The 13,556-nt window shown below is 45.7% G+C and carries 24 protein-coding genes; 2 read left to right on the top strand and 22 right to left on the bottom strand.

Going from position 1 to position 13,556, the window contains the following annotated elements; translation table 11 throughout:
- Positions 1 to 2 precede the first annotated feature (2 nt).
- The 5 genes from EEL30_15620 to EEL30_15600 form a co-directional block, all read right to left on the bottom strand.
- Complete coding sequence (locus tag EEL30_15620; protein ID QDX93600.1) at positions 3 to 398, bottom strand: hypothetical protein; 396 nt, start codon at positions 396 to 398, stop codon at positions 3 to 5.
- Positions 399 to 416: 18 nt separating this feature from the next.
- Positions 417 to 1,181, bottom strand: coding sequence for a single-stranded DNA-binding protein (locus EEL30_15615; protein QDX93599.1), 765 nt, complete (start codon positions 1,179 to 1,181; stop codon positions 417 to 419).
- 19 nt (positions 1,182 to 1,200) lie between these two features.
- Positions 1,201 to 1,608, bottom strand: coding sequence for a hypothetical protein (locus EEL30_15610; GenBank protein QDX93598.1), 408 nt, complete (start codon positions 1,606 to 1,608; stop codon positions 1,201 to 1,203).
- Between the two features lie 400 nt (positions 1,609 to 2,008).
- Complete coding sequence (locus tag EEL30_15605) at positions 2,009 to 2,563, bottom strand: hypothetical protein (GenBank protein ID QDX93597.1); 555 nt, start codon at positions 2,561 to 2,563, stop codon at positions 2,009 to 2,011.
- Between the two features lie 323 nt (positions 2,564 to 2,886).
- Positions 2,887 to 3,477 (bottom strand): hypothetical protein, encoded by a 591-nt coding sequence (locus EEL30_15600; GenBank protein QDX93596.1) that lies wholly within the window; start codon positions 3,475 to 3,477, stop codon positions 2,887 to 2,889.
- A 119-nt stretch (positions 3,478 to 3,596) separates the two neighbouring features.
- On the opposite strand from EEL30_15600, the gene EEL30_15595 reads away from it, so the two are divergent.
- Positions 3,597 to 3,854, top strand: a complete 258-nt coding sequence (locus EEL30_15595) for an XRE family transcriptional regulator (protein ID QDX93595.1) — start codon at positions 3,597 to 3,599, stop codon at positions 3,852 to 3,854.
- A gap of 370 nt (positions 3,855 to 4,224) precedes the next feature.
- On the opposite strand, the gene EEL30_15590 is transcribed toward EEL30_15595, so the two are convergent.
- Positions 4,225 to 5,556: a helix-turn-helix domain-containing protein gene (locus EEL30_15590; GenBank protein QDX93594.1), complete on the bottom strand. Its 1,332-nt coding sequence runs from the start codon at positions 5,554 to 5,556 to the stop codon at positions 4,225 to 4,227.
- A gap of 119 nt (positions 5,557 to 5,675) precedes the next feature.
- Here EEL30_15590 and EEL30_15585 point away from each other — a divergent pair, with 119 nt between their 5' ends.
- Entirely contained in the window at positions 5,676 to 5,939 is a 264-nt protein-coding gene (locus EEL30_15585) for a hypothetical protein (protein ID QDX93593.1), read from the top strand.
- Here the strand turns inward: EEL30_15585 and EEL30_15580 are convergent.
- The 16 genes from EEL30_15580 to EEL30_15505 form a co-directional block, all read right to left on the bottom strand.
- On the bottom strand, positions 5,912 to 6,913 hold the full coding sequence (locus tag EEL30_15580; protein ID QDX93592.1) for a DNA primase: 1,002 nt from the start codon (positions 6,911 to 6,913) through the stop codon (positions 5,912 to 5,914). The two genes, EEL30_15585 and EEL30_15580, sit on opposite strands and share 28 nt — an antisense overlap.
- Positions 6,914 to 6,925: 12 nt before the next feature.
- Positions 6,926 to 8,272: a DNA helicase gene (locus EEL30_15575; GenBank protein QDX93591.1), complete on the bottom strand. Its 1,347-nt coding sequence runs from the start codon at positions 8,270 to 8,272 to the stop codon at positions 6,926 to 6,928.
- Between the two features lie 107 nt (positions 8,273 to 8,379).
- A complete protein-coding gene (locus EEL30_15570) occupies positions 8,380 to 8,565 on the bottom strand; it encodes a hypothetical protein (protein QDX93590.1) in 186 nt (61 codons plus the stop codon).
- Positions 8,562 to 9,326 (bottom strand): DNA replication protein, encoded by a 765-nt coding sequence (locus tag EEL30_15565; protein QDX93589.1) that lies wholly within the window; start codon positions 9,324 to 9,326, stop codon positions 8,562 to 8,564. The genes EEL30_15570 and EEL30_15565 overlap by 4 nt, the downstream gene beginning before the upstream one ends.
- Positions 9,327 to 9,342: 16 nt before the next feature.
- A complete protein-coding gene (locus EEL30_15560; protein ID QDX93588.1) occupies positions 9,343 to 9,663 on the bottom strand; it encodes a hypothetical protein in 321 nt (106 codons plus the stop codon).
- A 20-nt stretch (positions 9,664 to 9,683) separates the two neighbouring features.
- On the bottom strand, positions 9,684 to 10,070 hold the full coding sequence (locus EEL30_15555) for a hypothetical protein (protein ID QDX93587.1): 387 nt from the start codon (positions 10,068 to 10,070) through the stop codon (positions 9,684 to 9,686).
- Positions 10,057 to 10,443, bottom strand: a complete 387-nt coding sequence (locus tag EEL30_15550) for a hypothetical protein (GenBank protein ID QDX93586.1) — start codon at positions 10,441 to 10,443, stop codon at positions 10,057 to 10,059. Before EEL30_15550 ends, EEL30_15555 begins: the two co-directional genes overlap by 14 nt.
- On the bottom strand, positions 10,444 to 10,689 hold the full coding sequence (locus EEL30_15545; protein ID QDX93585.1) for a hypothetical protein: 246 nt from the start codon (positions 10,687 to 10,689) through the stop codon (positions 10,444 to 10,446). It abuts the gene before it with no gap.
- Between the two features lie 14 nt (positions 10,690 to 10,703).
- A complete protein-coding gene (locus EEL30_15540) occupies positions 10,704 to 10,940 on the bottom strand; it encodes a hypothetical protein (protein ID QDX93584.1) in 237 nt (78 codons plus the stop codon).
- A 134-nt stretch (positions 10,941 to 11,074) separates the two neighbouring features.
- The gene (locus EEL30_15535) at positions 11,075 to 11,443 is read right to left on the bottom strand and encodes a hypothetical protein (GenBank protein ID QDX93583.1); all 369 of its coding nucleotides are present in this window, start codon (positions 11,441 to 11,443) and stop codon (positions 11,075 to 11,077) included.
- Positions 11,440 to 11,751 (bottom strand): hypothetical protein, encoded by a 312-nt coding sequence (locus EEL30_15530; protein ID QDX93582.1) that lies wholly within the window; start codon positions 11,749 to 11,751, stop codon positions 11,440 to 11,442. Before EEL30_15530 ends, EEL30_15535 begins: the two co-directional genes overlap by 4 nt.
- Positions 11,748 to 11,990 (bottom strand): hypothetical protein, encoded by a 243-nt coding sequence (locus EEL30_15525; GenBank protein ID QDX93581.1) that lies wholly within the window; start codon positions 11,988 to 11,990, stop codon positions 11,748 to 11,750. The genes EEL30_15530 and EEL30_15525 overlap by 4 nt, the downstream gene beginning before the upstream one ends.
- Complete coding sequence (locus tag EEL30_15520) at positions 11,987 to 12,244, bottom strand: hypothetical protein (protein QDX93580.1); 258 nt, start codon at positions 12,242 to 12,244, stop codon at positions 11,987 to 11,989. Before EEL30_15520 ends, EEL30_15525 begins: the two co-directional genes overlap by 4 nt.
- Positions 12,245 to 12,596: 352 nt before the next feature.
- Positions 12,597 to 12,791, bottom strand: a complete 195-nt coding sequence (locus tag EEL30_15515) for a hypothetical protein (GenBank protein QDX93579.1) — start codon at positions 12,789 to 12,791, stop codon at positions 12,597 to 12,599.
- Between the two features lie 23 nt (positions 12,792 to 12,814).
- Positions 12,815 to 13,156, bottom strand: a complete 342-nt coding sequence (locus tag EEL30_15510; GenBank protein ID QDX93578.1) for a hypothetical protein — start codon at positions 13,154 to 13,156, stop codon at positions 12,815 to 12,817.
- A gap of 19 nt (positions 13,157 to 13,175) precedes the next feature.
- Positions 13,176 to 13,490: a hypothetical protein gene (locus EEL30_15505; protein QDX93577.1), complete on the bottom strand. Its 315-nt coding sequence runs from the start codon at positions 13,488 to 13,490 to the stop codon at positions 13,176 to 13,178.
- Positions 13,491 to 13,556: the final 66 nt, after the last annotated feature.

Here is a 13,556-nt window from a genome sequence, read left to right as displayed (position 1 = left end):
TATTAAACCGCCTCCGATAATTGTTTTTGAATTACTGTCGATAACTTGCGCCATTTCTCGTTGATATTGTCCGGCGTCGCCCAGTATTCGGACAGCTCCCGGTTCTCGATCAGATATACGTCGCCTCCGTCGAGCACTCCGATAAGGTAATCGCAATCATCCAGCGAATATACGTCGCCGCTATTGCGTGAGCCACATACGACAAGTGCGCCGCGATCCTCCCGTCTACGTACGGTCTTTACTTGGAACGTCTGCCAATCGCGTGACAGAGGATGGCGCGCCACAATGTCGTACACTTCGGGAGCTTCCGGGTTGGCGATCTCGTAGCCGTTAGCGAGTAGCGCCGTTTTCGCCAATAGCTGCGAGTGGGCGCCGATGTTATTTGAATAGTTCGCCATCTGGTCGCCTCCTCTCGGTTAAAATGGCAAGTCTTCGTCGGAAACTGTAATCGGGACCCCGTCCTCTAGTACCGTCTTGTCGACATTCTTCGTTGCTTTTCCGAGTATCTCGCGAATATCATCTTCGGTTCGGAAGTTGGCGAGCTCCTCGTATTTGATTTCGGCCGATCCGGTAAAGGCACGGGCAGCTTCGATGACAGTCCCGTCAAGGTTCCCGGATTCCATCGAATACGATTTACCGTCGGAAGTTTTCGCGATAGTCACCGCATCGCCAACGAGCGTATAGTCCGGCTTGAACTTCTGCGCGGTAAGCTGGATTTTATCGAAGTCATCCATAATGTTTTTCGCGTGGAACTCTTTGAGGTCGAGGACGCGCCACGTTTTATATTCGGGGTCATACACCGGCACCATGAAGTACAGTTTACGTTTGGCTTTCGCCTTGCACGACAGGCATACGTTTGCATTTGACTTCGCGTACTGGTCGAATAATGTACCGCTCTCATCGTCGTTTGCCGGCGCTACTTTCGGACTGTGTGTGCACGTATGCTTTCGATAGTAGGTTTCGCGTGACGGGTACTTATCGCCGTCCTCATGCGTGTAGTAAAAGTACCATTGTCCGTATGGTGCGAGGAGGACATACGTCTTGCCTCCCGTAAGCTCTTGTCCGAGTTTAACGTAGCGTGTGACACCTTCCGGTAGGCCTGCGTTAATGCCTCCGCCCGCTCCTTGTGCCGCCTTGTCGCGTGCTTCCTCACGTTCCTTTAACTTTTCGCGGATTCCCATGCACATCGCTCCTTTAACGTTATGATTGGCGGATTGCTTCGAACTGGGCGAGAAGACCCATTCCGATTTCAACCGGCAACAGTAATGCCGCGTTACGAATCGTAGCCAAGGTGCTGTCTGTCACTTGCAAAGTGTACGTTTTTTCAACGGCTGGTGTCGTAGAGATTAGCGTGATTGGTGCGGCGTCTTCCACAGCTTCCAAGACGTAGACATCTTCCGCTTCTAAGGGAAAGTACCTTGCGTCATCGGCGTTATCGCGGAAGAATAGCCTTCCCCACTCGTCTTTTTGGAGTTCGTAAACCTTTCCTTTAGTTAGATCGGCGTTAAATCGATTCTTCTTCGGAGTAACGTACCTGTCGCCCTTCTTCACCCTACGATCGACCTTCCGGTACAACTTACCCTCGTGAACAATCGTTTCAAACGCCATCCGCAACACTCCCCGTTATTATTTCGGACACCGGTGATCCCGCGTCCGCGAGACGGCATGAACGGTCGTCTACTAGAATCAGCTATCCAAGGACGCTGACTACCCCCACAGGTTTACGACAGGCATACGGGGTGCCTCGCCTTTTTCGTCCACACCGCCTTGCCGACGCGGGAGGTCGGCTATTGCCAAAAACTTGAATATTTCGTATACTCCATATGGGACAATCTTTCTTTCGTTCGGTCTGGGACTCTCCGGGCTGAGGCTGTCAAGGCCAGAAAGGAGGTGATCGCGTGAGATTGCTCCAGCACTTACGCGACTCCGGGATACTCGACTTAGCTCTTGTTGTCTTGGGGGTCCTCGCCCTCCTGCGCTAACTGCGGGAGGGGCTTTTTATTTTCCACTACATATAGGCGACTATTGACTTAGCGACGCCTCGTTTATCGTGCTTGACCGAAAGCAGGTCCGCGTCCAGTTGCGTAAAGTATTCGTCAATCGCTCGTATGCGAGCTTTATAAGCGAGTTTTTTCGATTCACTTCGCGCTCGTAGGTATCGCAGGTTTAATTCCGCCTTCTCGATACTAAGCTCCGCTTTGATTAGCGTAATTTTCCGTTTTAAATTCCGCTCCTGCGTTTCGATCTTCCGTAACTCACGGGAAAGCAACGAATCTACCTTGTCGCGAATGGCTGCTCGCGGCTTTGCCGGATGTACAGTCACGACCGTCAGCTTCTTGCCTGTCTCTCTTACGATAAAGCAGGCGCGTCTGTATCCGTAAAAATAACTATGCTTCTTATCAGCGCCCATCACATGGCTAATATATACGGCTTTCTTCGCGTTCTCAGCGACCCAACTTGCGGCTCTTCTCCGCTCTATGCCAAAGTCTTTCGTTGCTTCCTCCGCGGCATGATCCGTAATGCATAGTCGTTTTCCGGCCAACCGTTGAGCGAGTGTAGTCATCCGAGCCGCACCGCCTTTCGGAGTGTGGCGGATAGGGTAATCGGAATATAGTCCGCAGGATCATCATAGGGCGGGAAACCTCCGTTGTATGTAAGATCGGTATTTTCGAGTAGGTTACGGTGTGTCATCGGGATCAACTCCGTTTCATGAGAAATTAAATCGCTATATTTGGCAGAACGTTCTGTATAATCATGAATAAAGATGGTTAAGATTTTGTAATAACCACTTTGTTATGATTGAGAACAACATAGAAGTACTCTATAATGTCTATAAGAAAGAGATACGACGCGTATATACTCGTCCGTATTGCTTTCAAAAATTTGTTAGGCTGTCTGTGAGAGGGCCGCTTGACAAAATGTTCTAAACCTTGTGATGGCTCGTCTATGTGAATCAGGTTTACCTCCAAAGAGTTGCGTCAACAACTCCGAAAGAGCTGAGTCATTATAGAAGCCGTCAGACCAAGCGAGTAGGATCGCTTTTTTTCTCAAATCGCCCTTCGCCAAAAGGGCGATTTTTTCTTTTACTGACTCTTTTTCGATTACGTTGCTTTCAATATCCACCAAGATATCAGGCAACAGGTCAGCTAGAGTATTTCCGTCTTCATCAACATTCTTGTGTAATGGAGTCAAGTTTCCATTACAATACTTTCTACTTTTTATAAATAGCCTAAATGACCTTTCCAAGTTAATTCTAACTAATTTATGGAACGATCCCCTTTCCACGTTATAATCCTTAATAGTTTCATCTAATTTTGCGAGTAGCCGATTTGTTAAAGTTGCTTCGTTCTGGACCTTAAACCAGTTATTATGTGCGTAGTTATTTATTATTGGGATAAACTCTCTATAAACTAAATCCCTTGATATGTGACACCCTTCTCTAGCAGCAATTACTGTCCTCTCTATTTTTTTACCCATCAAAATTTACTCCTCCATTTTCTATGTTTTTCCTCTATACTATTAATAGGACCATGCTTACACCCAAGTTGGGACACTGTTAAAAAATTATTTTTGATAATGGTAATCAGAGGTGCCATATGACTTTTAAAGTCGGAAGGTGCCGCTTGTATGAACGGTTACAGCTCGCTGGTATGACGCAGACAGAACTTGCGGAAAAGATTCATATGAAGCGCCAACAAGTATCCGACTACGCAAACAATCGTAATGTCATGTCGTTATCTAACGCGAAAGCTATTGCTCACACACTCGGGTGTCAGATCGACGATTTATACGAATGGGTCGAGATACCTCCCTCAGAGCGTAACCGTAACAACAATCGGGACCGAGAAGAGTAGCGGGATCATCCGCTCTCACCGACTTTTGTACCGAAACTTCGGTAATGCATTGCTTAGTCTCTTCTTATATAGTGCTCCATCCCACTATCTTGTTTTTATTGTACACCCACTAAAGGATAATTTTACTACTAGCTTTATAATTTTGATTTTTCTCGCATTTTGTCGAAATTAGACGAAACCAACAACAAAAAAAAAGACACCTTATACAGGTGTCCTAACAACCGCTATTCCTACCATCCTCCTCCAACTATCTTCGAAGTCACGTAAGTTACGCTCTTTTCCGAATCGATATTATACCTCAATGCTTCTGCTTGTGCCGGTTGAGTGAATAAGACAGAGACAAGTGCTACTAATGTGATCATAATTGCTTTCATCCTGTTTCGCCCCTTTTTAAAATATTCATATATCTATGTTCAACGTCCTCTCCTAGAATAGCCTTGTGCTCAAAGAGGATCGCAGACATTTCTTGGTATATTGAAATATCCCCGAATTCTAATGCAGTTTTCATCACTTCAAGAACGTCGTTAAATGCTTCTTTATATTGTTTCTTAGCTAGATAATACTGTAATCTAACTACTTGAAAATTATAAAATTGACTCTTATTATACTTATCCTTTTTTAATGAAATAGACTCAAAAATTGCGTTATATTTCTCTAAAAAAACATCTATTCTTTCTAATTGCCCTTTTGAAAGTAAAATCCGTATGGCATATGGAGCTACCGTAATGATTTCATGTTCGCGGTTCTTATCTACAACCAGCCGGATAAATTCGCTTACGGCTTCGATCTTGCCCTCCATTACTTCGATTAACTTTTCATTTGACAACGCTGCCCAACGGTAATAATCCCCTATATCGTGACACTCTCTGAGAAGTTCTGCCGCTTTTCTGAGTTCTCCCAATCCTATTAAACTTGCGGCTCGATAAAGAAGCGACTCCCCTAGATGCTCGGTATCTTTGGCGTCCTTTGCCTCTTTGTAGTATGCATCTGCAATAACAGAAAGCTCCTCCCACTCTTTGGTAACATTATACCAAGTAACGATACGATAGTACCCATCTAATTGTAAATTTACTGTTTCTACATCACCGTTTTTCTGCGCAGGATATTCTGTGGGCAAATCGTTCAGTACCGCTCGTAGTTTATGTAATGCCTCTACGCCCTTCTTACGCATATCCCTGTCGCGTTCGATCAAGAAAATTCGATGGCAGCAAACCGCAAACCTTTCTGATATTTTCTTTTCAATATTTGTAATTGCGTAATATACAGACGCGGCCTCTGCTAGAAAGCCGTAGCCGAAAAGTGTCTCTGCAAAAGTTAAGGCGGTTGACATATCCTTTATATCTATTGTTTCCAAGAATAGTTCGACTACTTTACCACAATGATTGACACCCGGTTTACAGTGAGAGCAAGCCTTAATAAAGTCTGTTACTTTGGGAAGAGAGACTTTGGACGAATCCTTGAAAAGCTCTCCATAAACCATTCCATAAAAAAAATCGTCGTCTAGTTTGAACACGCGTGTCAGTAAATTTATCTGGTCCATCGAAAGCGATTGCTTATTTTTCATAATATAAGAAAGCGACTGAGGAGAAATGTACAACAGTTTAGCTAGGTCTCTTTGACTAAGATTATTTGAATGCATTTGGATTAGTATTTCTTCCCTTAATTTAAGACGATAATAAGTCAAGTCACTGGTGTCGATCATTTGTTATCACCTGCCATCAATTATTCGAAATAGTATAAACAAAGTATAAATCACATTATGTGAATTGTCAACACAATATGTGAATATAAAATACATTATGTGCTGTATTATACTTAAATATGTGCTATGATGAATATATATTTAGTAAAGGAGAGATATTCCAGATGAAGAAGGAAATTGAACTACAAGGAAATACGTTTAAAGAGTGCTTAGATATTATGAAAGCAGAGAAGAAAATAAAAACTTATAAGGAATTAGCCGAACTATTAGGCGTGAAGGAATCAACTTTTAGCATGCGCCTTACACGAGAAAATATGAACTTGAGTGATGTTATTACCCTACTTGAAGCTCTTGATTATGAAATCATATTTCGTAAAAAATAATCATCACCTTTACAAAAATTTATCTTAATAAAACTTTTTTTATCTGTAAACACATTTTTTAACACATGATTTAATTCTGCCTTATTTTTTATTTCGTTCGGGTCCTTGTATCGGATCGGATACCCTACGACTTTAACCGTCATATACCCAGCCATCTCTCCGACAACAGCCCGTTTCATCTTCTGTCCGGCCTCGTCGTGATCTGCCATTACCGCGACTCCCTCCAACGGACTCCTCCGTAGAGCCTCCGCCTTCTCCTCGCTAAAGTTCGACCCCCCAAGAGCAATAGCCGGGACCCCCACGCTCCATAAATACATTGCGTCAATATCTGATTCCACGAGTACTGCCCGCTTGATCTTCTGTGTGTATACGATGTGTAAACCGTAAACCATCTCCCGGATAGGCCGCCCTCCCTTTGCGTACCAGAACGATTTCTCGCTAATTTTTCGATACTTAACGTTACCAAGCGTTCCATCCGCGTTAAACCATGGCATGGTTATCGCGTTGGTAATCGGACAGTATCCCGTATGAAATAACTGTTGCACTTCCTGAGATATCCCGCGTGATGTTAGATACTCGTGCTTTGTACGTTCATATTCCGACAACAAGCTCGAATCTATTGATCTTAAGTGCCCCAAAGACAGCCGCAAGCTCCCCGACAGGTCCAGCGTCAGCTCATCGGGGTCAACCGTTCCCTCCCCGTATTTCCACCGTAAGTATTCCCGCGTCTCTCCTTCCGTTTCCTCCCGTAAAAACACCAGTAACTTCACGATCCCACCACGTTGATAATCCGGGTCCTGAGCGCCTAAATCCGACCAGTAGCCGGCTTTTGCTATATTACTATCCCGTAACCATACGTAGAATGACGGCGACCGATCCAAACGGAACGGACTGGCCGCAAGCAGCTTATCCTCCGTCCACGTTGCGGCTGTCCACGGAAACTGTTCGAGTTCTGCCCGAATGTCTATCTGCATATATACGCCTCCTTAGAACTGCGGTTTAAACTGCGCTACGGCTGCCTCTCCGCTTGGTAGTTCGCGTACAATCCCGTAATTAGGCAGATACACGACTTCCACCGTTACTCCCTCGCCACCATTCCGCCCTTTGTTTAACTGTATAATGCCGATTCCATCCAACGTATCTATACCGATAGTTAACGCTGAATCTTCGAGAAACGATTTACTTTTCTTTAGCTCTGCGCGTGTAGGCGGTCTTAGTTCCCGATTTCCTTCGTCATCCTTGTCGTCGCGCACTTCCTCTGCCTGCGTAATACCATGAATGACGCATTGGTGTCGCCCCGCAATAGCCCGTATCTTTTTCGAAGTTTCTGCCGCATCCCCGCCCGTCGTCTTAGACGTATTAGCCTCGTATGTCATGTAGTAATACGGGTCGATAACGACAACGTCCGCCTTGGTTACTATGATATCCGCCTCTAAGTCACGGACTTTACGCGAAGAAAAGTCGACATCATCTACCGCACGGACTACGATAGTCCCCGGCAAGGTTTCGTTAATCTGCGTCAAAAACTGTTCAAAGCCCCGTTCAAATTCTTCCGTTAACTTACCAGTAAGAAGCGCCTTATTCTCGAAGCCTGCCTCGTAATTCACGCCGTCTATGCTCGCAGTAATCGCCCCTTGTCGCGCTGATATAGATGAGTAGGCACGCGCCATCCACTCAAACCGTGACATTTCCATCGCCCATACGAGTACGTTTGCGCCCTGGGCTGCGGCCTCTATCGCCTCCTCCATCGTAAAGATAGATTTACCACGACCGCTCCGTCCGTACCATGTGTAGACGTTGCCGGAAAGGTAGCCGCCGATCTCTTTATTAATCGTAGGAAATTTCGACTTCCATATCTTAAACGACGTTCCTTCCTTACGTTTTCGATACTCGTCTAGGAACGTTGTTGTATCACGTTTGATATCCGTTCCTACCTTTGATCGCGTAGCCGTTTCCGTCTTGATCCGTTCTGTTTGCTCGATGAGCCACGCGGCAAACTCTTCCGTAGGTAGTTCCGTAAACTTGGCGCTTACGTCTCGTCCCGTCAAGAACGAATGTAGCCGTACTTTACCCGCATCGTTCTTTATTTTACGCGCCATGTATTCGAAGGAGTCGCCCACTTCCGGCATGTACGTAAAGTCCGCACACTCAGCGACCACCGTCCGATAGTCAGGCGCCTGCCCTCCGTTAGTGTCCGCGTAATCTGTTATAAACCGGTATGCCTTCCGTTCGGCTTCCGTAAGGAAATGCTCGGCGCTAATGTCGTATCGAATAAATGCAGCCGTATCGTTTGCGTCAATCACTTTCGATAGAAACGATTCACCGTATGCCAAAACCGCTCACCTCCGTGTATGAAAACGCCTTTACAACCAAATTATACTATGGTGACGTTTACCAGTTACATGCATAAATATTTACAATTACTCCTATTAATTGGATTTTATAGACGTAAATTCAGCCACCATTCCGTTAGCTTTCCTGACAACCGATCCTCCTTCTCATCCGATAATCCACCGAACTCATTTCGAAACTCTATTAGAAGCGCATAATCAATGATCGCCTCTGCGCAGTAATCCCGTTCTTCATCGGTCATACGCGGTTTCCTACGGAATAATCTCGCAATCATTTTCGTAGCCCCCTTTTAGACTCGCCGTAAAACATAAGCTGTGCGCATTGATCCCTCACACGATCCGCAAGCCTTTCGTCAAATACCTCCGCCAACTCATCCATAGGTAAATTCGAGGTATAAACGGTAGGCATCCGATTGGTCACCCGATGGTTAATAATCGTATGCAGATCGCCTCGGAAAGCATCGGTCGCGTCCCGAACCCCGATATCGTCCAGCACCACGAACGGAGCGTTCGTCGCGTGTTTCATCCACTCGTAGTATTTCCCCGATGCTGGTTCGGCAACGTGGTCGGGTACGCGTGGTCGATTAAACTGGTTAAATAACGTCTGCCACTCGTTGACATCGAGGAAGAAGACCGGCCGTTGTAGAGGTTGGAGCCCCCGTTGGATTGAGCCGATGTAGTGCGTTGTTAGGTACGCGTTCGCAATTGCGACGGCTGTCGTTGTCTTGCCTGTGCCGGGTTCATACGAAAATAGATACAACGATTTAATACGTTCAGAATCATCGTTAAACTGGCGTATAAACGTCGTTATATAACGTTCTATATTCGTATAGATACCGCGCTGATCGACGCGTGGCGGTGCCGTCTCGACGGTTACAAAGGCGTAATCACTCGGGATGCAGGCGGCGGCTACTCGGCCCCCTATTCCGCTGGCTCCGTGCATCGCGATGAAGGACGGGCACAGGCGTGTACAGGCGGTCGGGTCGGTGGACTGACGGCAGGGTTCGCGTAGGATGCAGTTAGGTGCATTAGTCAAACTTAATCACCTCCGTTTAGTCAAAGTTAACTCGAAACTCAATCTCTATACCCTCCTTGTGATCTTTTTCCATTGTCTCTCTCAACCAGTCACAAAACTCTTTCTCGGTCATTTCTTTGATTTTTTCTACGTTGGGTAATATCAACTGCATCATATAACCATCCGACAGAGCGAACTCAAACATCTGGTCTACTTCGATGTTGATTACGCCTGTCGTCAACTGTATTGAAAACTCATTTATATAACTACTTCCATAATCACAAGTTTCACAGCCGGGAGAATAACTGCTATCAGAAGCAATGTTTATAATTCCGCCGTCTTTCATACTTAACAACATGTGCTCATTCCCTCCTCGTTTTACCACCAATCCGCCAACTCTTCCGAAGTCTGCTGCGCGGCTTTCTCATCGCGCGCCACACGTTCACTCTCCCGTAACGCTTTCGGCAGGATACGCGCCCTCATGTAAACGTACATGAACGTCCAAGTCAATGCCGGATATTCGCGCGTTGGCTTGTACTCACGAAAGCATCCGTCAATAAACCGCTTGGTCACTTCCGCCCCGTGTTCGTCGATCATCCGTTTAATCATCCCTTGCTCGGCGCGCCAGCCACGGGCTGGGACGTAAGGGAGTCCATAGAGTTCTTCGTGTCTGTCACGTAGAAATTCGGTAAAAGTTGTCGTATTCCAATCAGAAATTTCCCGTTCGCGCCACGCCTTTGCGGGCGGGAGTTTACGCTTTGTCATCGAGGGACACCTCCTCCCTTTCTGAACGTTCAATCTCAAATAAGACGCGACAATACGCAATCTGTGCTTCTCGCTCCGGCTCTTCCTCCCATTTTTCTTGGACGTACGCATATATTCGGTCAATTATCTTACGCAACCGTTCTACATCCGCTTCGGCGGATAACGCACGTTCAATCGCATGAGGCCATCCGTCACGAGCTTCGGCAATAAACCGAGCATCTTCGTAACTTACAGCGCAAGCTAATCCGTCCTCGTGCGTCATTACCCAGTGCCGCAAGTTTTCGTTCCCCGGCCACTCAACACGATCCGCGTTCCACGCCCCTTCTGTAGCCGTGTTGCATATCTCTAAGTCTTCGTGTAGATTCCGTTCCATTTACACATCGCTCCCTTTCGCATCTATTAGTTTACGTGTCTCTTTTGCCAGTGCAGATATCTCAGCATCATCACAAAACGTTTCCTCTGTGATGATTACCGCCTCTGGATTTTCGGCAAGAATCAGGGCTCCTACGAGGCAAGCGCGATGTACGTACGTGTCAAATGCGGTGTCGAACGTCATGTCGTCCATTTTCGTATAGCAGGACCAACACCCGCCATCATGAGGCATGACTCTTTTACTCATTCATAAATCTCTCCCTAAAATAGAATTACCGTCGTTGTCTGCGGTAGCCATTGGTTATACATGTAGTCCGAAAAGTCGTCTACATCTGACTCGCCAGAATCAATTTGTTTCGTTTGCACATGCTTAGGCCCGTATATCTCTACCCTTTTCGGAGGATCGCCGCTTACGAACCATAAAAAAACCGCGAGCAACCCAATGCACATCACTATTCGCCATATAATCTTCATCGCTAGCCGTTCCACCTTGCGCACTATCCGTCACCCCTTTTTACGTAATCGTAACGCATGCCATTCGCAATAGTGTCGTGTATACGCTTTATCTGCGGCTATCCGTCGTTTGACCGCGCGTTTTAATTGCCACGCGTGATAGACTAGTTTGAGACGGGTTAGCATTCCTCGCCCTCCCATTCCAGTGCGTTAATCATGTCTTGCACATTAGTAAGTGCCCCGGACCTGCCACCGTAGAAGTATCGAGCACCTTCTCCCTCTATTGCCTCGTGATCTGCAAAGGCTTTGTCTCGCCAGCCCTCTACGTACTCCTTCAACCGTCGCCAGTTGGTTTGTAATCGTTCGATCTCCGCTAGTAACTTCGGTATGTCTTCGCGAATGATGAACTGCTCGTCCGTATGGTACGCATTTACCACAGCGTTGTGCATACCGTATCCCGAGTTTCCGATTTCCGTCTGTATCGGTACTACCACGGTCGCATCCTCCGCACGTTCACGTATCGCTCCGATTTCTTCACGCGTCATCATATTAGATCACGTTCCCCTTTCCATTCGATCTCCGATAAGCTTCCCATTGTTATAAAAGCCTCGTTGATATCCTCGTCCCACTCTAAGCCTGACGCATGCAGGAGCAGACCAATCGCGTCACTAACCGTCCCTCGCAAGGCACCGTCTACGCTATGCTCGTAGACATAGTCGTCAACTGCGTTTAGGGCTTCGTTTAAACCGTTCACGATGCGGTCAATAGCGTCATTTTTTCGCTCAACTCGTTTTATCTCCGCCGTCTGCCCGGGATCGAATAAAACGTATGGGCGGCCACAAATATTCGTGGTCATAGCGCATCCCCTCCAGTTAACGCGAGTTCTAATTTCGTACTAAAAATCATGCGTACTTTTTGTTTGTTCGTGAGCTCCGCTTCTTCATAATCAACATCAAAAGCGTATCCGCAGTAATTAATTTGATTGGCGATTGGACATAAGACTATTTGATCAACGATCACTATTCGCAAACTCTCTGGGTCTTTCGTTACAAAACGTTGGCTCTCGTCTAGATCAACGACTATATCCGCGGTCATCGCGATACCACCTCATCAAACACAATCAACATTCCGTCATTAGGGGCTGTATATTTCTCCTTATCGATCCCCTTGACATAATCGTCATAAATTTGATGTAGAATAGAATCGATAAACTCTTGGGTAACAGTGTACATAGGCTCTGTTGTTCCTTCATTGTGCCTTTCTAAGGCTTTTTTCTGTGTTATCACATCATCGCCGTGAGCTATAAATTGCCCCAGCCGTAATTCCGAAAACTTAATTGTTTGGGCCATTCCGCATCCTCCCTTATCACAAGTAATGGTTTGTTAATTTACCCTTCCCCAACTTACATCGATGTTGTTATAAAGCCATTCGTCAAAGTATCGCTGCACCATCTTCTCGTTTTGATCCCACGTATCCAATCGATACACAAAACTTAAATCTAGCCATTCAAAAACCTCCTACATCTTGTATTTACTTAGATTTCTGCTTAATCAGGGTGTACGCAGATAGAGCTACTTTGCGTATCCAATCCGTATTCATTTCAATCTCCGCATCCGTCATTTCTCTAATCCTGTCTAAAGCAGATAAGACTTCATGTTTTTTCATTGTGCCCGCCACCCTATTTACAAATCGTGTGTTAGATCACAGCATTACGAAAATTGGATCATCAGGAAGGTACTCTGAGAATTGTTCTAGCAATAACTCCTCTATCTCCGGCTTCTCCCATAATCCAAACTCACGTTCATTTGATTCTGAAGCATCAATAGTAACTACTTCTACCCCACCTACAATGACCCTTATACAATCCTCTCCATCAATCCGCCATTCTACTTTCAAAGCAATCTCCCCATTCGTTATGGTTACCGATGTGTTAAATCAATTCCGTAGGCTTTTAATACAGCTCGACATATCGCATCTTGTATGGTTGCTCCTTCTTCTGAATACCAGTGACCATGATAGAAAAACTTTGCAAAGTGCTGATAATCACCCTCCAACGTTGGAGACTTCCTATACTCAAATGGTCCAATTTTATCAACCAATTGCCATGCATCAGCTATGTTTTGGAGTGGGTTCCATTCCTCAAAATGATTAAGACAATCCCTCACTTCAAGCACTCCTTGAAAGCGAAAGTTTTTCTCATCTTCTATATCCCACCCCATTACCTCAGTTGCCAGTGTTTCAACGATCTGCTGTTCGGTCATTGCGCTTCCCCTCCATTTTTTAAAGCCATTTTCCGCAAATACCACATTCATAGCGGTCTGGCTGCATGACTGCTTCTCCAGGAATAGTTGACCACACTTCTTCTCCGATTGGATGATGACATTTCGCTTTGAAAACTTCGAACCTAGATGCTCGTTGTACCATTTTGTATTGGCATCTTGCGCAGTATGTTTGTTCGAATGAAAACAAGTCCCCATATGCTTCAAGAACAGTGCGTTTTCGATAATAAACATCACCTTTTTTAAAGAAGCATTTGCAGATACCGCATGTTCGTTTTAGTCGTCTTAATGCAATTTTGCGTTTCAACCCGATCACCCCTATATACTCCCTAGCTATTCCAGTTCTCTAGCACACTCTCTGCATAACTTCTCGCAGTTTACT

It is taken from the genome of Brevibacillus laterosporus (assembly GCA_007833815.1).
GTDB lineage: Bacteria > Bacillota > Bacilli > Brevibacillales > Brevibacillaceae > Brevibacillus_B > Brevibacillus_B laterosporus_D.
Note: the sequence above shows the minus strand (reverse complement) of the source record. Positions and strands in the feature narration are given on the sequence as shown.